Origin of the sequence: Aerolutibacter ruishenii (assembly GCF_007830115.1) — a bacterium.
Lineage (GTDB): Bacteria > Pseudomonadota > Gammaproteobacteria > Xanthomonadales > Xanthomonadaceae > Aerolutibacter > Aerolutibacter ruishenii.
The window spans coordinates 1-21110 of the sequence record NZ_VLKP01000005.1; the positions used below are offsets into that span (position 1 = coordinate 1).

General features: G+C 66.0%; 18 protein-coding genes. 17 read left to right on the plus strand and 1 reads right to left on the minus strand.

Going from position 1 to position 21110, the window contains the following annotated elements; translation table 11 throughout:
* From IP93_RS15800 to IP93_RS06880, 4 genes are all read left to right on the plus strand, one after another.
* A partial coding sequence (locus IP93_RS15800) for a hypothetical protein (RefSeq protein WP_206751978.1) occupies positions 1-261 on the plus strand: 261 nt, incomplete at its 5' end.
* 11 nt (positions 262-272) lie between these two features.
* Complete coding sequence (locus IP93_RS06870; RefSeq protein WP_144813693.1) at positions 273-1001, plus strand: SseB family protein; 729 nt, start codon at positions 273-275, stop codon at positions 999-1001.
* Between the two features lie 61 nt (positions 1002-1062).
* Positions 1063-1350 (plus strand): antitoxin Xre/MbcA/ParS toxin-binding domain-containing protein, encoded by a 288-nt coding sequence (locus IP93_RS06875; protein ID WP_144813696.1) that lies wholly within the window; start codon positions 1063-1065, stop codon positions 1348-1350.
* Between the two features lie 4 nt (positions 1351-1354).
* Positions 1355-2176 (plus strand): hypothetical protein, encoded by an 822-nt coding sequence (locus IP93_RS06880; protein ID WP_144813698.1) that lies wholly within the window; start codon positions 1355-1357, stop codon positions 2174-2176.
* A 394-nt stretch (positions 2177-2570) separates the two neighbouring features.
* Here IP93_RS06880 and galE read toward each other — a convergent pair whose 3' ends face one another.
* The gene (gene galE / locus IP93_RS06885) at positions 2571-3662 is read right to left on the minus strand and encodes a UDP-glucose 4-epimerase GalE (protein WP_144813701.1); all 1092 of its coding nucleotides are present in this window, start codon (positions 3660-3662) and stop codon (positions 2571-2573) included.
* Positions 3663-3873: 211 nt separating this feature from the next.
* Here galE and IP93_RS06890 point away from each other — a divergent pair, with 211 nt between their 5' ends.
* The 13 genes from IP93_RS06890 to IP93_RS06945 all read left to right on the plus strand — a co-directional run bounded on the left by IP93_RS06890 (position 3874) and on the right by IP93_RS06945 (position 21104).
* The gene (locus IP93_RS06890) at positions 3874-4287 is read left to right on the plus strand and encodes a CopL family metal-binding regulatory protein (RefSeq protein ID WP_144813703.1); all 414 of its coding nucleotides are present in this window, start codon (positions 3874-3876) and stop codon (positions 4285-4287) included.
* Positions 4288-4408: 121 nt separating this feature from the next.
* Positions 4409-6262: a copper resistance system multicopper oxidase gene (locus tag IP93_RS06895; RefSeq protein ID WP_144813706.1), complete on the plus strand. Its 1854-nt coding sequence runs from the start codon at positions 4409-4411 to the stop codon at positions 6260-6262.
* Positions 6259-7269: a copper resistance protein B gene (locus IP93_RS06900; protein ID WP_144813709.1), complete on the plus strand. Its 1011-nt coding sequence runs from the start codon at positions 6259-6261 to the stop codon at positions 7267-7269. Before IP93_RS06895 ends, IP93_RS06900 begins: the two co-directional genes overlap by 4 nt.
* A 10-nt stretch (positions 7270-7279) precedes the next feature.
* The gene (locus IP93_RS15765) at positions 7280-7939 is read left to right on the plus strand and encodes a DUF411 domain-containing protein (protein ID WP_199747135.1); all 660 of its coding nucleotides are present in this window, start codon (positions 7280-7282) and stop codon (positions 7937-7939) included.
* 122 nt (positions 7940-8061) lie between these two features.
* Positions 8062-8460: a heavy metal-responsive transcriptional regulator gene (locus IP93_RS06910; RefSeq protein ID WP_144813711.1), complete on the plus strand. Its 399-nt coding sequence runs from the start codon at positions 8062-8064 to the stop codon at positions 8458-8460.
* Positions 8457-10889 (plus strand): heavy metal translocating P-type ATPase, encoded by a 2433-nt coding sequence (locus IP93_RS06915; RefSeq protein WP_144813714.1) that lies wholly within the window; start codon positions 8457-8459, stop codon positions 10887-10889. Before IP93_RS06910 ends, IP93_RS06915 begins: the two co-directional genes overlap by 4 nt.
* A gap of 157 nt (positions 10890-11046) precedes the next feature.
* The gene (locus IP93_RS06920; RefSeq protein ID WP_144813716.1) at positions 11047-11460 is read left to right on the plus strand and encodes a hypothetical protein; all 414 of its coding nucleotides are present in this window, start codon (positions 11047-11049) and stop codon (positions 11458-11460) included.
* Positions 11461-11726: 266 nt separating this feature from the next.
* On the plus strand, positions 11727-12944 hold the full coding sequence (locus tag IP93_RS06925; protein ID WP_242006784.1) for a TolC family protein: 1218 nt from the start codon (positions 11727-11729) through the stop codon (positions 12942-12944).
* Positions 12941-14476 carry an efflux RND transporter periplasmic adaptor subunit gene (locus tag IP93_RS06930; RefSeq protein WP_144813721.1) on the plus strand — a complete coding sequence of 512 codons (1536 nt, stop codon included), beginning with the start codon at positions 12941-12943 and terminating at the stop codon, positions 14474-14476. The genes IP93_RS06925 and IP93_RS06930 overlap by 4 nt, the downstream gene beginning before the upstream one ends.
* A 1-nt stretch (position 14477) precedes the next feature.
* Positions 14478-17606: an efflux RND transporter permease subunit gene (locus tag IP93_RS06935; protein ID WP_144813724.1), complete on the plus strand. Its 3129-nt coding sequence runs from the start codon at positions 14478-14480 to the stop codon at positions 17604-17606.
* 42 nt (positions 17607-17648) lie between these two features.
* Positions 17649-20063, plus strand: coding sequence for a heavy metal translocating P-type ATPase (locus IP93_RS06940; RefSeq protein ID WP_242006785.1), 2415 nt, complete (start codon positions 17649-17651; stop codon positions 20061-20063).
* Between the two features lie 139 nt (positions 20064-20202).
* Entirely contained in the window at positions 20203-20457 is a 255-nt protein-coding gene (locus tag IP93_RS15890; protein WP_242006786.1) for a hypothetical protein, read from the plus strand.
* On the plus strand, positions 20448-21104 hold the full coding sequence (locus IP93_RS06945; protein ID WP_242006787.1) for a ribose-phosphate diphosphokinase: 657 nt from the start codon (positions 20448-20450) through the stop codon (positions 21102-21104). The genes IP93_RS15890 and IP93_RS06945 overlap by 10 nt, the downstream gene beginning before the upstream one ends.
* The last annotated feature ends 6 nt before the right edge of the window (positions 21105-21110 follow it).

Sequence of the window (21110 nt, forward strand, 5' to 3'; positions counted from 1 at the left end):
GAGAGGGCGCATTCGACGCGCCTGCGTCAGCTCGACGCCGAACTCGTTGAGGTGCGGACATCCGCGGCGCAGCTGGCGCGGGATCTGTCGGCAGAACGGGCGCGACGAGAGACGCTGGAGGCGCAGCAGGCCGAGCTTCGGCGCAGTTTGGAGTCAGCGCTCGCACCGGCGCCGATCGCAAAACGCGCACGAGCGCGAACAAGCACGAACCCCCGCCCGGGCCGGACCGCGAAGCCTGCAGGAGCCAAAACCTCTAAGTAATACTGAGGGGCATGACGTCGACCGCCGAGCTCCAACGCCTGATTTCCCTGTCGGTAGCCGATCCGCGGCATGAGCCGGATTTCCTGCGCGCGCTGCTGACAGCTCGGCTCTACGTGCATCTGCCGCTCAAGCCCTCATCGCGTGCACTGCAGCTCGTGTGCTTCACCCGGCCGGATGGACTCACGGTGATCCCGGTGTTCACCGACGAAGGCAAGGCGGCGGTCGCGGCCCGAGGCGCGGTCCGCGTGGGCCAGGTGCGAGGCTGGGATCTTTTCATGAGCGCGCCCGGCGCGACGTTCATGCTCGACCCGAACGATGTCTCGACCACCCTCTACCCGGAGGAGATCCTGGCGCTGCTGTCGGATGGCAGCGCCGCCATGGCGCCGACGTCCGTTCCCGATGCGCCTGTCGACGTCTCGCCGGCGCTCCCCGAGGATGCCTGGATCGGGCAACTGGTCGTCGAGGCCGTCAGGCCCATCGAGGCCGCCGAGGCCGTGCACCTCGTGCACGCACACGTGGCCGGCTCCGTGGAGCCGACGGGCCTGCTGGCGGTGGTCGCCGTGCCGCACGCGTTCGCCGAGCGCGTGGCGCGGGCGGTGGCGCTGGCACTGCAAACCAATGACCGCGAGCCGCGCCTGCCGATCGACCTGAGCAGCTACGAGCCGGCCGAGCCGCCGGATTGGGTCGCAATGCCGGAATTCCCGCCGGTTTGGGTTCGCCGCCCGACGGTCTCGCATTGATATGGATGGAGCCGATGGGACCGCGAGTGAGGTTGCGCCCGGGGAAGTACTCGCCAAGGCCGTGGGCCGCGCCGCCGCCTGGCTGGGCCTGAGCGACCAGGAACTGCTCCAAGCGCTCGAGCTGCAGGCGCCGTCCGGCGAGCTCGAGGCTGGGTCGACGGCCTGGCATAGCGCGCTGAGCCTGATCCATCTCGCGTACCGGTTGGAGCATCTGGCCGGAGATCAACACGGGGCGCAGCAGTGGCTACGCGGGTCCAATGTCGGGCTCGGCCGGCCACCGATCGAGCGACTGGTGGAGCCCGGCGGCGCGTCGGCCCTTCTCGACTACACCCACACCTTCTACCGGTGAGGCCGTGCTCCTGTTCGTCGATCTCGACAGCACGGGCGAACCCGGTGAAGCAGGCCGAGAGGGGGCGTCGGCGCGTCTACGTACCCTGCTGGAGGGGCTGGGTCCGTATGCGGAGCTGGTGGAGGTGGTGGTCAGCTCGCCGTGGGCTCGCGCGCACCGGCTCGAGGATCTCTGGGCGGCGCATGGGCTCGATTTGCCGACCCAGGTCGTCGGGAACCTCTGGGACGACGTGCCGCCCCTGAGCTTGTCGCGGTACGAACACATCATCTACTGGCTCACCCGGCGGCACGTCTGGAGGCTGCCCAGCTGGCTTGCCGTCCTGCCCAGTGAAGAGGAGTGGCCCGCGGACCAGCACAGGAGACTCATTCAATGGTCGGATTCGCGGGACGCGGCCGCGACCTCCCATGCGTTGCGGGCTCAACTGGAGCGCTACTACTGGGCGGACCTCTGGTGGGGCGACGGGCCACCGCCCGACGCCGCGGCCCGCTGGCGTGCGCACGCGCTCATGGTGGCCTGGAGCCTGCCGCGGCGCCGCTGGCCGCACGTCCTTGGCCACACGACCCCGGAGTTCGAAGTGCGACTGGACCTGCTACTCAAAGTCCATGCCGGCGCCCAGCGCTACGTGCGCGCTGGGGTCTGGTATCCGCACTGGGTGCATCTGCCGAGAGCAGAGCTCGGCAGGAGGAGGCCGATCGAGCTCATCGAGGCGTCAGGGGTCCAAGGGATCGAGCAGGTGCTGGCCTACGTCTGGCAACCAGAACCGGCAACGGTGTCTTTGCCGCAAGGCGTCGCAAGCGCGGGTCTGGTCCGCCCATCGAACTACTGATCCGGCGGGGTGGCGTGGTCAGCAGCTGCCGTAACCATGCCCGACCGCAATGAGCTCAACATCCACTGAGCGATGAGTAGCGCCTGCAGGTCGCCGCGACAGGCTGCATCTACTGCCGACATAAGGGTGTTCCGGTACTCGTCCATGAGCGCGTGCTCCAGCTAGGGTGGCGCCAGATCTAATCTGGCCGGCGGCACACAGCATGAGCGGATCACAAAGCTATTGCCGTCGGATTGCGCCGCGAAACCTGTAGGAGACTTCTGAATTGCTGCGGCGCAGCGAAACCGGCCTAAGCGTTTGATACAGAACGCTAAAACCGCGTTTGTGCACTGTTTTTACACGTATCTCGGCTGACCCCCCATCGTCGCGTCTCCACAACTTCGCATAATGCCTATTATGTTAAAGAAGACGGTAATTGCGCCTGAACGAATCCGCCGACCCCGACAAGCGGCCGCCGCACCGGGTGCAACCGGTTCCGCCGATACCCTTCCGGGTTCATCGATTGCCAGCGCCACGCATCACGACACATCGCGTCCAGGTCCAGCCGGCTGCGCCAGCCCAGCAGTCGCCGTGCCATCGACGGGTCCGCATAGACCTCGGCCACATCCCCCGGGCGACGCGCGACGATCTCGAACGGAACGCTGCGACCCGACGCGTTCTCGAACGCTCGCACCAATTCCAGGACGCTGATTCCGTTCCCGGTACCCAGGTTGACGGTCAGGTTACCGTCGTGCGACGCGAGGTACTCAAGTGCGTCGGTATGGGCTTCGGCCAGGTCGGTGACGTGGAGATAGTCACGCACACCCGTTCCGTCAGGCGTCGGATAGTCACCGCCAAAGACATTGAGCTTGCGGCGTCGCCCGACTGCAACCTGGCAGATGAACGGCATCAGGTTGTTCGGGACGCCGGTCGGGTCTTCCCCGATGAGCCCGGAGGGGTGCGCCCCCACCGGGTTGAAATAGCGCAGGTTGGCCACCCGGAACGCACCGTTGGCCCGGCACAGGTCGCTGGCCAGTTGCTCGACTACCAGTTTGGTGCGGCCATAAGGATTGGTGACCTCCACCCGGGCTTCCTCGGTGATCGGCACGGCCTCCGGATTGCCGTAGACCGTTGCCGATGAGCTGAACACCAGGCGCCGCACGCCGGCGTGTTCCATGGCCTGCAGCAGGTTGATCGTGCCGCTGATGTTGTTGTGAAAGTAGTCCAGCGGCCGGGCGCAGGACTCCCCCACGGCCTTGAGCGCCGCGAAATGCACGACCGCGTCGAACCTGTAGCGTGAAAACAGGCGGGCCAGGGGTGCCTTCGTGCGGAGGTCGACCCGTTCACATGCCATCGGCACCCCGGTGATGCGTTCGAGCCTCGGCAATACCTGCGGTGAGCTGTTGGAGAAGTTGTCCGCGATGACCACACGGTGGCCCCGCTCCGCCAGCGCTACACAGGTATGGCTGCCGATATAGCCGGCCCCGCCACAAACGAGAATGCACATTGAAGATTGACCGGCCATCGACTTCCGCTATCACTTGCCAGATGCCTAGAAACTAACGCAAACGGGCGGTCCTGGCGTCCATGAGTTCGCCGGGCGTCCTTCGCCTTTGCTGCCGGGATCGCCTTTCTGGGGCTCGCCCCCCCACGGCCAACTGACTGGCCCATCGCCTGCCGGCCACATTCCATTCGCCCGCTGGTAAAGTAGTGGCGTCATGCCGCGCCTGATCGCACACCTGTTGCTGGCGATGTGCCTGATCCTTAACGGGATCGGGTCGGTTGCGCTTGCGGCTGTCGCGCCGTTGACCCATGGCAACGTTCCCATGCAGTCCGACGCCTTGATGGCGGATGGTGGCAGCTCCTGCCACGAGACGGCGGCAAACGCATCCAGCCAGGCCGCCCCGGCTCCGTCGGTGCCAGCTCCGGTCGAGACTGGCTGCTGCGAGGACCCTGCCCAATCCTGCGACATGGCGGCCTGTGCCGGCGTCTGTTCACAGTATCTGATGGCCGTGTGGCCGGTCCCGCAGGGCGTCGGCGGCGAGGACCTGGGTGCCCATTACCGGGCCGCGAATCTACCCAGTCGCGACGATCCGTCGCTTCGGCAGCCGGTCAGACCTCCCATCGCCTGAACCGGCGACACGCGCCTTTCGGGCCACCGAAGCCACGTAGCATTCAGGCTTGAATCCAGCGCCTCCATGGGCACCCGCCACGTCGGGTTTTCGCCCCGTCCGTATCCTGTGCGGAGTCAAAATGTCTTTTCGTGATTCCTCTGCTGGCGGCGCCAACCTGGCGCGTCGCCGTTTCGTCACCGGTCTTGCCGTCGGTGGCGTTGCCTCGCTGGGCGGCCTTGCACGTTGGCCGGCATTTGCCGCGCAACCGCAGGCTGCCACCGCGAGCCCCGAACTGCGGGGCACCGAGTTCGATCTATCCATCGGCCGATCGCCGGTCAATTTCACCGGGCGAGCGCGGATGGCGACCACCGTCAACGGTTCGTTGCCAGCGCCGGTCCTGCGCTGGCGCGAGGGCGATACCGTGACCCTGCGCGTGGCCAACCACCTGCGCGACGCGTATTCCTCGATCCATTGGCACGGCATCATCCTGCCGGCGAACATGGACGGCGTGCCTGGCCTGAGTTTCGACGGTATTCCACCGGGCGAAACCTACACCTACCGCTTCCAGCTCAACCAGGCCGGCACGTACTGGTACCACAGCCACTCGATGCTGCAGGAGCAGGAGGGGTTGTATGGCGCGATCATCGTGGATCCGCGTGAACCCGCGCCCTACCACTACGACCGCGAGCACGTGGTGCTGCTGTCGGACTGGACCGACATGGACCCGGGTGCCCTCTTCCGCCGCATGAAGAAGATGGCCGAGTACGACAACTACTACAAGCGCACCGTCGGCGATTTCATGCGCGACGTGCGTGACGATGGCCTGTCCGCCACGCTGCAGGACCGCGGCATGTGGGGGCGGATGCGGATGACGCCCACCGACATCTCCGACGTCAACGCGCACACCTATACCTACCTGGTGAATGGCGCTGCGCCGGCGGGTAACTGGACCGGCCTGTTCAAGCCGGGTGAGAAGGTGTTGTTGCGCTTCATCAACGGCGCGGCGATGACCTACTTCGACGTGCGCATCCCCGGGTTGAAGATGACCGTCGTGGCCGCCGATGGCCAGTACATCCACCCCGTGACCGTGGATGAGTTCCGCATCGCCGTGGCGGAAACCTTTGACGTGCTGGTGGAGCCGGCTGGGCAGGAGGCCTTCAGCATCTTCGCCCAGGACATGGGGCGCACCGGCTACGCCCGCGGCACGCTCGCGGTTCGCCATGGCCTTGAAGCGCCGTTGCCGAATCTCGATCCCCGCCCGCTGCTGACCATGGACGACATGGGGCACGGTAGCCATGGCGCGCACGGCAAGGCAGGCATGGAAGGCGGTTGCGGCGCGGCGATGGGCATGGGCGCTGCATCCACGATGAAAGGAATGGAAGGTGGTTGCGGCGCGGCAATGATGGGTAGCACGATGCAGGATGCGCACGCAGGGCATGGCGCCGGCGCCCCTTCAAACGGCATGGTGCGGCACCCTGCCAGCGAGCACGGCAACCCGCTCGTTGACATGCAGAGCATGGCGGTTGCGCCGAAACTTGATGATCCGGGCATAGGTCTGCGCAACAACGGCCGCAAGGTGCTGACCTACGCGGACATGCGCAGCCTGTTCGATGACCCTGATGGCCGTGAGCCGGGCCGCGAAATCGAACTGCACCTCACCGGCCACATGGAGAAGTTCGCGTGGTCGTTCAATGGGCAGAAGTTCATGGATGCCGAGCCATTGCGCCTCAATTACGGCGAGCGGATGCGCATCGTGCTGGTCAACGACACCATGATGACCCACCCCATCCACCTGCATGGGCTGTGGAGTGACCTGGAAAACGAACAGGGTGAATTCCACCTGCGCAAGCACACGGTGGACATTCCGCCGGGTACTCGGCGCAGTTACCGCGTGCGCGCCGACGCACTCGGCCGCTGGGCCTACCATTGCCACCTGCTGATGCACATGGAAGCCGGGATGATGCGCGAAGTGCGCGTGGAGGAACGCGCATGAGCCGCTCCCCTGCCCTCACGTTGCTGGCCCTTTCGGTTGCTACGCTGCTGCCGTCGGCGGCGCTCGCGCAGCATCATGCCGGACATCATGGACACGCGACCGCGCAATCCGCGCAGGAGGATGGCGAACAGGATCCGCACGCGATGCAAGCGCGGCCGACGCCTGTTCCAAAGGCAGAGGATCCGCATGCGGGCCATGCCCGTCATGAAGCCAGCCAGCCGGTGGAAGACGCGCATGGTTCGCACGCGCAGGACGAGCATGCAGGGCATATGGCCCATGCCGCCGCGCCTGACATGCCACGCACGCCGATCCCCCCCGTGAACGATGCCGATCGCGCCGCCGCGTTCCCCACCCTGCACCAGCACATGGAGCACGCATCGGACTTCAACTGGTACGTGAACTTCAACCGGCTGGAAGCCTGGGATGCCGATGAGGGACGCGGCGAAGCCTGGGAGGCCACCGCCTGGTTCGGCAGCGACCTCAACCGTCTATGGCTACGCAGCGAAGGCGAACGCACGGATGGCCGCACCGAAGCCGCCGACATCGAGGTGCTTTACGGCCGCAGTGTCTCGGCGTGGTGGGACGTGGTCGGCGGCGTCCGCCAGGAAACCCGGCCGGGGCCGTCACGCAGTTGGGCGGCCCTGGGCGTGCAGGGACTGGCTCCGTACAAGTTCGAGGTCCAGGCCACGGCGTACGTGGGCGATGGGGGCCGTGTCGAGGCCAACGTCGAGGCCGAGTACGAGCTGCTGCTGACCAACCGGCTGATCCTGCAGCCGCTGCTGGAACTCGACTTCGCAGCGAAGAACGATGAACCGCGCGGCGTCGGCAGCGGTCTGTCGAAGGCAGAGGCCGGCCTGCGCCTGCGCTATGAATTCACCCGTCGCTTTGCGCCGTACATCGGCGTGGTGCACGAACGCGCCTTTGGCCGCACCGCGGACCTGCGCGAGGCGGACGGCGAACATGTCAATGACACCCGGTTCGTCGCCGGTGTCCGTCTATGGTTCTGAGGAGATGAACATGCACAAGCAGAATCTGCGCCTTTCCCTGGTGGTCGCGCTGGTCGCCGGACTTGGTCTGGCCGCGTGCGGCGGCGCTTCGTCGTCCCAGGCGGCAACGGCAGGGTCCGCCGTCGTGCCGAAGGCATCCGAGGCGTCCGCGTCCGTGGCGGCACCGTCGGCACCTGCCACGTCGACCACCGGCGTTTCCGGCTCGGACGATGCGGCATCCGTTGCCGCTGGCGTAGCGGAAGCCGCGCCGTCCAGGTCCTCGGCGGCGAAGGACGCGGTGGTCGCCCCCCTGCCCCTGCTGGTGGTCACCAAATCCCCCACCTGCGGTTGCTGCCACCTGTGGGTGGAGCACATGCAGAAGGCGGGCTTCCGGGTGGAGGTCCATGACGTGGCGGACATCAACCTGGTCAAGGAGCGCGTCGCCGTGCCCTACGGCAAGGGTTCGTGCCATACGGCCGAAGTGGGCGGCTATTTCGTCGAAGGCCACGTGCCTGCGGAGGACGTGAAGCGCCTACTCGCCGAGAAGCCCGACGCCAAGGGTCTTGCCGTTCCGGGCATGCCTGCCGGCTCGCCGGGCATGGAGCTGCCGGACGGCCGCGTCCAGCCCTACGTGGTCGAGCTTGTCGCGCGCGACGGTTCAACCTCGCCGTTTGCCCAGCACGGGCAGTGACGGGTCCGCGAGGCCCGGCGCCGCGAACAGTCTGTTCCGGTGCGGAGCCTCGCATAAGACTTGACTCTGGACTATGGTCAAGGCTCGACACTTGGCCATACCCCGCCATCGGATCGCCTGCCATGCAGATCGGTCAACTCGCAAGACGGACCGGTGTCCCCATCGACACCATCCGCTACTACGAAAATCACGACATCCTTCCCGCGCCGTCGCGGCAGGCCTCGGGCTACCGCGCCTACGATGACGATGACATCGCCCGCCTGAACTTCGTCCGCCGGGCGAAGGGCCTTGGATTCACCCTTCGGGAGATCCGCGAATTGCTGGAGCTCTCCGGTCGAACGGGCGAGGACATGGCCGCAGTGCGGGCCGCGGCAACGGTCAAGCTGGCCGACGTGGACCACAAGCTCGAAGAACTCACCCGTGTCCGTGATGGCCTGCGCCAGTTGATTGCGGCCTGCCCCGGTCACGGCAACCTGAGCGCCTGCCCCATCCTGGCGGCGCTGTCCACGGAGGACGCATGAACCATCCACACGACCACAACAAGCACGATGATCACGAGCACGGCGCCAGCAAGCACGACGCCATCGAGCACGATCATCACAAGCAAGAGGCAGCCCCCGTGGACACGCATAGTTGCTGCGCCCACAAAGCCGCGCCTGCGGACGGCACCGTCATCGACCCCGTATGCGGGATGACGGTGGACCCGGCCAAGACCGAACACCACGCCGAACACGACGGCAAGGCGTACCACTTCTGCTCGGGGCGGTGCCGCGAGAAGTTCATCGCCAACCCGATGCAGTACCTGGGGCCGAAACCCGCCACGCCCGAAGTCGCCGCGCCCGCGGGCACGATGTACACCTGCCCGATGCACCCGGAAATCCGCCAGGACCATCCCGGCACCTGCCCGATCTGCGGCATGGCGCTGGAACCGGAAATGCCCAGCCTGGACGAGGAGGAAAACCCGGAGCTGGTCGATTTCAGTCGCCGCTTCTGGTGGACGCTGCCGCTGACACTGATCGTGCTGGTGCTGGCGATGTTCGGCCACCGTCTCGATGCCTGGTTGTCGGCCGAGGCGCGCACGTGGCTGGAGCTGGTGCTCACCGCACCGGTGGTGCTGTGGGCCGGTTGGCCGTTCTTCGAGCGCTGCGTGCAGTCCATCCGCAACCGCAGCCCCAACATGTGGACGCTGATCGGCATCGGCGTAGGCTCGGCTTTTGTCTACAGTGTCGTGGCTACCGTCGCGCCGGACATCTTCCCTGCGTCGTTCCATGAGCACGGCCGGGTTGGCGTGTACTTCGAGGCGGCGGCGGTGATCATCTCGCTGACCCTGCTGGGCCAGTTGCTGGAGCTTCGTGCGCGATCCAAGACCGGTGCCGCCATCCGCGCGCTGCTGGGACTTGCGCCCAAGACCGCGCGCCGCCTGCGCGACGATGGCACCGAAGAGGACATCGACCTCAGCCACGTGCACGTGGGCGATCGCCTGCGCGTGCGCCCCGGCGAAAAGGTGCCCGTGGACGGCAAGGTGCTGGAAGGCCATTCCAATGTCGATGAGTCGATGCTCACCGGCGAGCCGATCCCGGTGGAGAAGGCGGTGGGTGCCACGGTGATCGGCGCCACCCTCAATGGCACCGGCAGCCTGGTCATCCGCGCGGAGAAAGTGGGCTCGGAAACCGTGCTGGCCCAGATCGTGCAACTGGTGGCGCAGGCGCAGCGCTCGCGTGCCCCCATGCAGCGCATGGCGGACAAGGTCGCCTACTGGTTCGTGCTGGCCGTGCTGACCGTGGCCGTGGCGACGTTCTTTGTCTGGGGGCTGTTCGGGCCCGAGCCGTCGTGGACCTATGCCGTGCTCAACGCGGTGTCCGTGCTGATCATCGCCTGTCCCTGTGCGCTGGGCTTGGCCACGCCGATGTCGATCATGGTGGCTACCGGCCGCGCGGCGCAGGCCGGCGTGCTGTTCCGTGATGCCGAGGCGATCGAGAATTTCCGCAAGATCGACACCCTGATCGTCGACAAGACCGGCACTCTGACCGAAGGCAAGCCCGCGTTCCGGCAGGCGGTTGGCGTCGGCGGCTATTCGGAACGGGACGTGCTGCAACTGGCGGCCAGCCTGGACCAGGTCAGCGAGCACCCGTTGGCCGATGCCATCGTCGCCGAAGCGCGACGTCGCAACCTCGTGTTGCAGACGCCGGAACGGTTCGAGTCCTCCACCGGCATCGGCGTGCGCGGCGTGGTGGACGGGCGCAACCTCGCCATCGGCAACACTGAACTGATGCGCGAACAGGGCGTGGACACCGAACCCTTGCACGAACAGGCCGATGCGCTGCGCCGCGATGGCGCCAGCGTGATGTTCCTGGCCGTTGACGGCGCGTTGGCCGGCCTGGTGGCCGTGGCCGACCCCATCAAGGCGTCCACCCCCGAGGCGATCAAGGCGCTGCACGCCGCCGGCCTGCGCATCGTCATGGCCACCGGCGATGGCGTGGCCACGGCGAACGCCGTCGCACGCCAGCTGGGTATCGACGAAGTGCATGGCGAGGTGCGTCCGCAGGACAAGGTGGCATTGGTGCAGCGACTCAAGGCCGAGGGGCACAAGGTGGCCATGGCCGGCGACGGCATCAACGATGCGCCTGCCCTGGCCGGCGCCGACATCGGCGTGGCCATGGGCACCGGCACGGACGTGGCCATGTCCAGTGCACAGGTGACGCTGGTCAAGGGCGACCTGCGTGGCATCGTCCGCGCGCGGAAGCTGTCGGAAGCCACCGTGGCCAACATGAAGCAGAACCTGGCCTTTGCATTCCTCTACAACGCATTGGGCGTGCCGATTGCCGCCGGCGTGCTGTACCCGGTGTTTGGCGTACTGCTCAGTCCGATGATCGCCGCACTGGCGATGAGCCTGAGTTCGGTGTCGGTGGTGGGCAATGCGCTGCGGCTTGGGCGGGCCCGTATTGATTGAGAGTCCCTTCACCGGGGCGTCCGTGGCGCCCCGGTTCTCCCGTTGTGGATCACGTCGGCGCACCAGATGACAAATGGGCATGCGAGCCGGGAAGCAGAGACGCTGGATTGATCCAGATCAAGGTTGACGCCCTGTTCGGGCGTAGGATCGCGATGAGATGAAACGCTTCCGCCGTCGCCGCCCGCTGCATGTCCGCATCGCGATCTTCGCGATGTTGGCATTGTTGTGGTCGCAGGTGGTATTGGCCGGACATCCTGCCTGCTCGATGGGCTTCATGGCATTGGCGCAGATCGATGCCGTGTCGGCCCAGATGGGCGAAAGCGGCTCGCACGATTGCCATGACGAGTCCGGCCCACAGGCCGATCCGGCCTGCCCCACCCACTGTGGCCAGGCCACGCTCAGCAGCGACATCGCGCGCGTTCCGGACCTGCCGCCGCTGCCGGCGGCCATCCCGGCGGCATTGGCGACGTTTGTCATTCTGCCGGCGTCCCCGATCCGCCACCCTGCCCTCCCGCCACCAGTGTCGTGGCACCGCCCCACGGCGCACCCCGCAGCACTCCTGCTGATCTGATCCCGCCCGCATCGCGCGACGGCACTTCACGTGCCGGCGCGTGTTGTCGTTGGCGGCCGTGCCCATGGCACGGCATGTTCCCCACCGTATCAGCCGCCTGCCCTGTCAACGGGTTGTGCTGGAGAGGTCGAGACATGGTGACGCTTTCAGCTTCGGTGCGCGTTGGCCCCGAAGTATCCCGTATAACCCGATGGCCACCAGGTGGATGCCGCTGGCTTGGCCATCGGACATGGTTTGCCGCTTTCCTGCTGTCCTGGCTACTGTCCGTGCCTCCGGTACTGGCGCAGACGGCCCCCGAAGCATTGCCGGGCAGTGATGTCGCGTCCATCCGCGGATGGCTGCTGCAGCACAACCCCGAGTTGCGCGCGATGCAAGCCGAGGCCGACGCCGCCGAAACGCGGATCGTTCCGGCGGGCGCCCTCCCCGATCCCATGGTGTCGATGGAGCTGCGCGACATCGACCCCGACCATCCGGCCTTCCTGCCAGGCAACGTCGGCTCCACCACCTACCAGATCCGCCAACGCGTGCCGTTGTGGGGCAAGCGTGCCCTCGCACGTGACGTCGCCAGCGGCCAGGCACGGGCCACGGGACTGGCACGTGGCGCCGCTGCGCTGGAGCTGCTGGTCGAGGCCGAACAGGCGTACGTGCGCTATTGGCATGCCGACGAATCGACCCAGGTGATTGATCGGTTGATCGCACTGCTGGACCAGGTCGAGGAGATCGCCGGTGTCCGTTATGCGCTCGGACTGGCCCCGCAGCAGGATGCCATCCGTGCCCAGGTGGAGCGCACGACCATGCAGCGTGAACGCATCCAGCGGCAGTCCGATCGCATGGAGGCGTCCGCCATGCTGAACGTGGCCCTGGGAAGACGCGCGGACAGTGGGCTGGCCACGCCTTCGGCGATGCCCACCTTGCCGGTACACAGCGCGACGCTGACCGACGCGCTCGCGCGTCTGGACGACAACGGGCACCCCAGCCTGCAAGCCAGCCAGGCCCTGGCCGAAGCCGCGCACGATGCAGCGGTGCTGCAACGGCGTGCCCGGTGGCCTGACATCACCTTAGGGGTGGGCGCCATGCAGCGCGACGACCGTGTCGAAAGCTATGAGCTGATGCTGGAAGTCGAAATCCCGCTGCAGCGTCGCGCCCTTCACGCACGTGAACGCGAAAGCCTGCGGATGGAAGACGCCGCCCTGGCCCGAACCGAGATGGCCCGCAACGCACTTGCCGGTCGCCTTGGCGTGGCATGGACCCAATGGCGCGCGGCCCGCGAAAAGCGGCACCTGATCGAGAAAGCCCAGTTGCCGCAGTCCGACGCCAATTTCAAATCCGCCCTTGCCAGCTACCAGGTGGGCGAAGTGGACTTCAACACCCTGCTTGAAGCGTTGACCGAATGGCAAGGCGCGGACCTTGCCCGCGTTGATGCGCTCCGTGACGAACTGCTGGGCGCTGCCGAAGTGCGCGCCATCGAAGGAGATTCTCCATGACCCGTAACCAGACTTTGGCGCTCGCGATCGCCGCGGTTGTCGCCGCCCTTGCTGCCGGATGGATGCTTGGCCGCGCCGGCCGCAGCGACGCACCGTCGGGCACCACTGCGGGCACCGGCGCGCCCGTGCGCAAGGTGCTGTATTACCGCAATCCCATGGGCCTGCCGGATACGTCGCCTGTGCCCAAGAAGGATCCGATGGGAATGGATTACATCCCGGTCTACGACGCTCAGGAGGCTCCCGCCGCACCCGGCACCGTCACCTTGTCACCGGAAAAGATCCAGACCCTTGGCGTACGCACCGAGGCCGTGAAGCGCTCGGTGCTGGCGAGCGAAGTACGCGTGAGCGGCACGATAGAGATCGATGAAACCCGCCAATATGCAATCGCCCCGCGCTTCGAGGGTTGGGTGGCCAAGCTCTACGCCAACCAGACCGGCATGCGCGTGCGTGCCGGGCAACCCCTGTTGGCGGTATACAGCCCGCAACTGGTCGCGGCGCAGCAGGAGTATCGCCTCGCCGACTCGGCCGCCAAACGCCTGGGACAGTCCGACCCCGCCAGTGCGGCATCGATGGCGCGACTGCGCGATGCCGCACGCACTCGGCTGCGCAACTGGGAGATCGATGACGCGCAGTTGACGCGCCTTGCCCGCACGGAAGACGGTGGCAACCTCGTCCTGACCTCGCCGGCCAGTGCGGTGGTCATCGAGAAGCCGGTTGTGCAGGGCGCGCGGTTTGAAGCGGGTGAAACCATCCTGCGCCTGGCCGATCTGTCGACCGTGTGGGTCATGGCCAAAGTGCCCGGGGCGCAGGCAGCCGCGATCAACGTCGGACAATCGGCGCGGTTCGAGTCCACGACGCTGCCGGGGCGCAGCTTCGCAGGCAAAGTGACGTTCGTGCAGCCAGTGGTGGATGCGGCAACACGTACCGTGGGCGTACGGGTGGCGTTGCCCAACGCAGAGGGTGAACTGCGTCCAGGCCTGTTCGGCAATGTGCTGCTGGAGCAGCCGACCCAGGCAGCCGTCATCAACGTGCCTAAGTCGGCGTTGCTCGATACCGGAACACGTCAGTTGGTGCTGGTCCAGATATCCCCTGGACGTTTCTCACCGCGGGAGGTTTCGCTCGGAACCCAAGGCGCGGGGCGCGTCGAGGTCCTCAGCGGACTGGCCGAGGGTGAGCAGGTCGTCGTTTCCGCCAATTTCCTGATCGATGCGGAAAGCAACCTGCAGTCGGCGCTGCAGGGCCTTGGCGCACATGCGGGCCATGGGGCATCGGCAACTCCGGCCGATGCGCAGGAAGCTGGCATGGAGCCAGCCGTGACACCAGCCGCACCTGCGGGCCACGAGGGGCATCGCCCCGCAGCTCAGCCCGACACGCCTAAACTGTCGCCGTCGCCGTCGCAACCGCCTGCCACCGGGCCGTCGCCGACGCCTGATCCGCATGCCACCCATCGCGCCCAAGCAGTCGACCCGCATGCCGCCCATCGCACCGAGCCGGCGGTGAAGGAAGACCACAGCATGCACGAGGGCCACTGACATGCTGGGCCGCCTCATCGAATGGTCGGTGCGCAACGTCTTCCTGGTGCTGGTGATGGCGCTGACCGTGGTCGCGGCCGGTACCTACGCCGTGATGAACACCCCGCTGGACGCGCAGCCGGATCTATCCGACGTCCAGGTGATCGTGTTCACCGAGGTGCCCGGGCAGGCGCCGCAGGTGGTCGAGGACCAGGTTACCTACCCGCTGTCCAGCGCCCTGCTCACCGTGCCCAAGTCAAAGGTCGTCCGCGGATTCTCATTCTTCGGTGCTTCGTTTGTGTATGTTATTTTCGAGGACGGCACCGACCTGTACTGGGCCCGCTCGCGTGTCCTGGAGAACCTAAATTTCGCGTCGAAGAGCCTGCCCGCCGGCATCACCCCCACGCTGGGGCCCGATGCCACCGGCGTAGGCTGGGTCTACCAGTACGTGCTGAAGAGCGCCCGGCATTCGCTCGACCAACTCCGCGCGCTCCAGGACTGGTACGTGCGCTACCAGCTGACCACTGCCCCCGGCGTCGCCGAGGTGGCCAGTGTCGGCGGCTTCGTCCGGCAGTACTCCGTCACCGTCGATCCGGTGCGCCTGCGAGCGTTCAATATCCCGCTTTCGCGCGTCTCCGAGGTCATCGCCTCGAGCAACCGCGACGTCGGTGGACGCGTGCTGGAGATGACCGAGACCGAGTACATGCTGCGCGGCCGCGGTTACCTTCGCGGCACGGCGGACATCGAGAAACTGGTGCTGCGGGCAGAAGGCGGTGCGCCTGTCCTCATTGGCGACGTTGCGCGGGTCGAACTCGTTCCGGACGAGCGCCGTGGAATTGCCGAACTCAACGGTGAAGGTGACGTCGTCGCCGGCATCGCCGTGGCCCGCTACGGTGAGAACGCGCTGTCGGTGATCCATGGGCTGAAGGAGAAGATCAGCGAGATCGCCGGTGGGCTGCCCGAGGGCGTCAGCATCGAGGCGGTCTACGACCGTTCCGACCTGATCCACCGCGCCATCAAGACCCTGCGCGCCACGCTATTGGAAGAGAGCGTGATCGTGGCGCTGGTGTGCCTGATATTCCTGTTCCATGCCCGCAGTGCGCTGGTGGCAATCGTCATGCTGCCGGTGGGCGTGCTCATTGCGTTCATCGCCATGCGTGCGCTTGGAATGAACTCCAACATCATGAGCCTGGGCGGCATCGCCATCGCGATCGGCGCCATGGTCGATGCGGCCATCGTGATGATCGAGAACGCGCACAAGCACATCGAACGTGATGACGGCACCCGCAGCCGCGCAGAACTGATCATCGATGCCTGCCGTGAAGTAGGCCCTGCCCTGTTCTTCAGTCTGATGATCATCACGGTCTCCTTCCTGCCGGTGTTCGCGCTGGAGGCGCAGGAGGGCCGCATGTTCAAGCCACTGGCCTTCACCAAGACCTTTTCGATGGCCGGCGCGGCCTTGCTCTCGGTGACGCTGGTACCAGTGCTGATGATGTTGTTCGTGCGCGGCAAGATCCTGCCCGAACAGAAGAACCCGGTTAACCGTTTCCTGATCGCGGCTTATCGCCCGATCATCAACGTGGTGCTGAAACACAAGGTCGCAACGCTGGTCGTGGCAGGGGTCGCGCTGCTCGCCAGCGTGTGGCCCGCGTCCAAGCTGGGCAGCGAGTTCATGCCCACGCTCAACGAGGGCACCCTGCTGTACATGCCCGCCTCCCTGCCGGGCATGTCGGTGACCAAGGCCTCGGAGCTTTTGCAGCAGCAGGACCGGATCATCAAGCAGTTCCCCGAGGTCGAATCGGTGTTCGGCAAGGCCGGGCGGGCACTCAGCGCGACCGACCCCGCGCCGATCGAGATGTTCGAGACCGTCATCAACCTCAAGCCCGAGGACCAGTGGCGGGACGGCATGACCACCGAGAAACTGGTCGCGGAGATGGACACCGCGCTGAAGTTCCCGGGCGTCGCCAATTCGTGGACCATGCCCATCAAGGCGCGTACCGACATGCTCGCAACCGGCATCCGCACGCCAGTGGGGATCAAGGTCTTCGGCCGCGATCTTGCGCAGATGGAAGAGCTGGCGCGCTCGATCGAGAGTGCGGTGCGAGCGGTTCCCGGCACCTCCAGTGCCTACGCCGAACGCCTGACGGGCGGCTATTACATCGACATCGAGCCCAACCTCGACAGTCTTGCCCAGTACGGCATACCTGCGGGCGACGTGCAGGACATCGTCGCTACCGCGCTGGGGGGCGAAATGGTCACGACCCTGATCGAAGGGCGTGAGCGTTTCGGCGTGATCGTGCGCTACCCGCGCGAACTCCGCGACGATCCACGGCAGATCGCCACGCAGGTGCTTGTTCCCACGCCGGATGGCGCGCAGGTGCCGCTGGGAGAACTGGCGCGGGTGCGGGTCAGCAAGGGGGCCCCCAGCATCAGGACCGAGAACGCCATGCTCTCGGCCTACATCTACGTGGATACGCGCGAAAGCGACATCGGGAGTTACGTGCGCAAGGCGCAGGAAGCGGTGGCCAATAATGTGACCTTCCCGCCTGGAACCTATGCCACCTGGAGCGGGCAGTACGAGTACATGCAGCGCGCGGCGGCCAAGATGCGGATCGTCATCCCGGTCACCCTGGCGATCATCTTCCTGCTGCTGTACCTGAACTTCAGACGCGTGACCGAGTCGCTGATCGTCATGCTGTCGGTGCCATTTGCCCTGGTGGGCGGCGTATGGCTGATGTGGCTGCTGGACTACAACGTCAGTGTCGCCGTCGCAGTGGGCTTCATCGCGTTGGCCGGCGTCGCGGCGGAAACCGGTGTGGTGATGTTGATCTACCTTGATCACGCACTGTCTGCACGGGCGTCGGAACGGCAGGCGCAGGGCCGGAGCCTGACCAGCCAGGACCTGCAGGACGCCATCATCGAAGGTGCGGTCGAACGCGTCCGACCCAAGATGATGACGGTGGTCGCGATCATGGCCGGCCTACTGCCGATCATGTGGAGCACGGGCACCGGCTCGGAGGTCATGCGACGCATCGCAGCGCCGATGGTCGGCGGCATGGTGTCGTCCACAGTGCTGACGCTGGTGGTGATCCCGGTGCTGTACGCGGTGATCAAGCGAAAGCAACTGGCACTCGATCGAACCGCGCATTGACTGAAACGGGTTGGTTCGACGCAGGTCAAAAGGAGAAATGCAATGGCACATGAACACGCCCATGCCCACGCTCCGGCCCGCAGCCCGAGGTTGCGGACGCGATCGTGGCCCATCGCCGACATGGTCACCACGGGCTGCGAGCGAACGCTCGAGAAAGCGGTGTCCAAGCTGCCCGGCGTGACTTCCGCGTCGGCCAATTTCGTCACCGGGCGACTGACCGTGGACTTCGACGAGACGCTTTCCCCGGAAGCTGTATCCGACGCGATCCGTCGCTGCGGCTTTGTCTGTGAGTCGGAGTCCGACGCTGCCCCCGGACCGGCAACTGCAGTCCATGTGCACGACGAAAAGCATGTCCACCACGCACCCGTCGCAGCCCAAGCAGAAGGCCACGATAGGCACGTCACACCCGCAGAAAAAGCGCCCTCTGACGGTCATGACGCCCGCGAGGGCATGCACCATGGCGGTGACCTCCATGCGGCCGCCCGCGATATTCGCCGACGCTTCCTGATCGCGCTGGCATTCACGATCCCCGTCTTCATCTGGTCGCCCATGGGCCTGTGGGACCCGCCGCCGGTGCCGTTCGGGTTGCGGAAGAACGTCTGGTTGTTCATCTGGGCGACTGGTGCCATCGTCTATCCCGGCTGGCCATTCTTCAAAGCCGCGGTGCGCTCGCTTCGTCATGGCGTCCTCGACATGTCGGTGCTGATCCTGCTGAGTGTCGGCACCGGCTATGGCTTCAGCATCGCCTCGACCTTCGTGTTCGATGGCCCGAATTTCTTCGAGGCGGCTTCCGTCCTGATGACGTTCATCCTGCTGGGCCACTGGCTGGAGATGCGGGCGCGGGCGGGTGCTTCGGACGCCATGAAGGCCCTGCTCAAGCTGTCTCCCCCACGTGCCGTGGTGCTCCGGGATGGCCAGGAACTGGACGTCGCGACGGCCGATGTGAAGATCGGCGACACCGTGGTGGTCCGCCCCGGCGCGAAGATTCCCGTCGATGGCACCGTCATCGAAGGCAGTTCGCAGGTAGACGAGTCGATGTTGACGGGTGAGTCGATGCCCGTGCGCAAGGACCCTGGTTCGTCGGTGGTGGGCGGCGCCATCAACAAGAGTGGCGCATTCACCTATACGGCCACCAAGGTCGGCAGCGACACCGCCTTGGCGCAGATCATCAAGCTGGTGCAGGACGCGCAGAACTCCAAGGCGCCCGCGCAGCTGCTGGCCGACCGCGCGTCGCAATGGCTGGTGCTCGCGGCCATCCTCATTGGTCTGGCCACGTTTGTGGTCTGGCACTGGTGGATCGGGCAGACGTTGATGTTCTCGCTCACCTTGACGATCACCGTGTTCGTGATCGCATGCCCCGATGCGCTGGGGCTGGCCACGCCGATGGCGATCATGATCGGAACCGGGCTGGGGGCGCGCCACGGAATCCTGTTCAAGCATGCCGAGGCGATCGAGCAGAGCGCGGGCCTGGACGTGGTCATTTTCGACAAGACCGGCACCCTGACGGTTGGCGCACCGGAGGTCGTCGACCTCGCGCTGGCACCGGGATGGACCGAGGACCGCCTGATCACCACCGCCGCGGCGGTCGAGGCGCACTCCGAGCATCCACTGGCACAGGCCATCCTCAAACGCGCCGGCAGCGTGGCGACGCGCGCCACCGGGTTCACCAATATCGATGGACAGGGGGCGACCGGCGTCGTCGACGGCACCCCGGTCCTGTTGGGCAACCGCCTGCTGATGGGCGAACACGGCATCGACCTCAAGGTGCTCGAGTCGGAAGCGGAGCGCCTGACGGGCGCGGGCCGCACGGTGATCTTTGTCGGCGTGGGCAAACAGCTGGCCGGCCTGATCGCGATCGCCGATGCGATCCGCGAGTCGTCCCGGGCTACCATCGAGGAAGTGCATCGCCGCAATGTGAAGGTGGCGATGATCACGGGCGACAACCGTCCGACGGCGGAACGGGTCGCACGCTACCTCGGCATCGACATCGTGCTGGCCGATGTCCTGCCGGGCGGCAAGGCGTATGAGGTCAAGAAGCTGCAGGCCCAAGGTCGCAAGGTCGGTATGGTCGGTGATGGCGTGAACGACGCCCCTGCCCTCACCCAGGCCGACGTCGGCTTTGCCATCGGCGCGGGTACCGACGTGGCGATCGAAAGTGCCGATGTCGTGCTGATGCGGAGCGACCCGTATGACGTCGTGCGCGCGATCACCATTGCCCGCGCAACGCTGCGCAAGATGCACCAGAACCTGGCGTGGGCGGTGGGCTACAACGTCGTGGCCTTCCCGATTGCCGCGGGTGTCTTCTATCCGTTCACGTTGTCGCCCGAGATGGCCGCCCTCTCGATGTCGGGCAGTTCGGTGATCGTCGCGGTCAACGCGCTACTGCTCAGGCGCGTCCGCCTGGCGCCGCGGGATGAGGCCACGCCTCCCGCCGCCACATCCTCTGCGGCTGTTTGACCGACAGTTCCTCACCCATGAAGCATTGATCTGGAGTTCCCCATGAAAGACGCTACAGAATCCAAGCTTCACTTCCTCGGTGCCGCTGGCGCGGTCACCGGCTTCCGTTTGCGTAATTCGTGACCAGTGAGGAAGTTGAATGAACCGTGTCCTGATCCCTTTCCCTGCCGATGCCGCGCTGGGACGCGTGGTGGCCACCCGGCTCGACGCCCGTATGGCCCCGTTGGGCTGGCGCCATTTTCCAGATGGCGAATCGCTCGTCACCCTGGATGACGATCTGGACGGGACGGATGTCGCGATACTCGCCAGCCTGCGCAATCCGGACCCGCTGGCGCTGCCGCTGCGGTTCGCCGCGCAAACCGCTCGCGAGTTTGGTGCCGTTCGGTGGGTTTGATCGCGCCCTATCTGGCGCACATGCGGCAGGACACCCGGTTACATCCCGGCGAGGAAGTGAGCGCGCCGATATTTGCGGGTTTTCTGTCAGGCACGTTTGACTGGCTGGTGGCGGTTGATCCGCATCTTCACCGACTGGTGCGGCTGGACACCGTGTATCGCATCCCGTGTCGGCATGTGTCGGCAACCCCGGCAATTGCACACTGGATTGCGGCACAGGTCCCCGACGCCATGCTGATCGGACCCGACAGTGAAAGCGAACAATGGGTGGCCGGCATCGCGACAGCGGCTGGGTTGCCGTTCCAGGTATTGAGAAAAGAGCGCCACGGGGACTACGACGTGCGCGTCAGCCTGCCCGATGCAAGCGAGGCGGCTGGACGGACGCCCGACATCGTCTCCTCCGGCAGAACCATCCTGGAAACGGTGGAGCACCTCAAACGACTGGCGCTGCCGCCGCCGGTACTGGTGGCCATCCACCCGGTGTTTGCCGGGGACGCGTATGAAAAGCTGCAGGCGGCAGGACTGTCCCGCATCGTCGGCACCGACACCATCGCACACGAAACCAATGCCATCGGGCTTGGGGTTGATCTCGCGACTGCTGCGGCTGAGCTCATGAGCCCACACTCCTGCGAACTGGAAGCCACTTGAGCGGAC

Coding starts and splice junctions, on each gene's coding strand:
- IP93_RS06870 (WP_144813693.1), top strand. CDS start 273: ATGACGTCGACCGCCGAGCTCCAACGCCTGATTTCCCTGTCGGTAGCC.
- galE (WP_144813701.1), bottom strand. CDS start 3,662: ATGTGCATTCTCGTTTGTGGCGGGGCCGGCTATATCGGCAGCCATACC.
- IP93_RS06890 (WP_144813703.1), top strand. CDS start 3,874: ATGCCGCGCCTGATCGCACACCTGTTGCTGGCGATGTGCCTGATCCTT.
- IP93_RS06895 (WP_144813706.1), top strand. CDS start 4,409: ATGTCTTTTCGTGATTCCTCTGCTGGCGGCGCCAACCTGGCGCGTCGC.
- IP93_RS06900 (WP_144813709.1), top strand. CDS start 6,259: ATGAGCCGCTCCCCTGCCCTCACGTTGCTGGCCCTTTCGGTTGCTACG.
- IP93_RS15765 (WP_199747135.1), top strand. CDS start 7,280: ATGCACAAGCAGAATCTGCGCCTTTCCCTGGTGGTCGCGCTGGTCGCC.
- IP93_RS06910 (WP_144813711.1), top strand. CDS start 8,062: ATGCAGATCGGTCAACTCGCAAGACGGACCGGTGTCCCCATCGACACC.
- IP93_RS06915 (WP_144813714.1), top strand. CDS start 8,457: ATGAACCATCCACACGACCACAACAAGCACGATGATCACGAGCACGGC.
- IP93_RS06920 (WP_144813716.1), top strand. CDS start 11,047: ATGAAACGCTTCCGCCGTCGCCGCCCGCTGCATGTCCGCATCGCGATC.
- IP93_RS06930 (WP_144813721.1), top strand. CDS start 12,941: ATGACCCGTAACCAGACTTTGGCGCTCGCGATCGCCGCGGTTGTCGCC.
- IP93_RS06935 (WP_144813724.1), top strand. CDS start 14,478: ATGCTGGGCCGCCTCATCGAATGGTCGGTGCGCAACGTCTTCCTGGTG.
- IP93_RS06940 (WP_242006785.1), top strand. CDS start 17,649: ATGGCACATGAACACGCCCATGCCCACGCTCCGGCCCGCAGCCCGAGG.
- IP93_RS15890 (WP_242006786.1), top strand. CDS start 20,203: ATGAACCGTGTCCTGATCCCTTTCCCTGCCGATGCCGCGCTGGGACGC.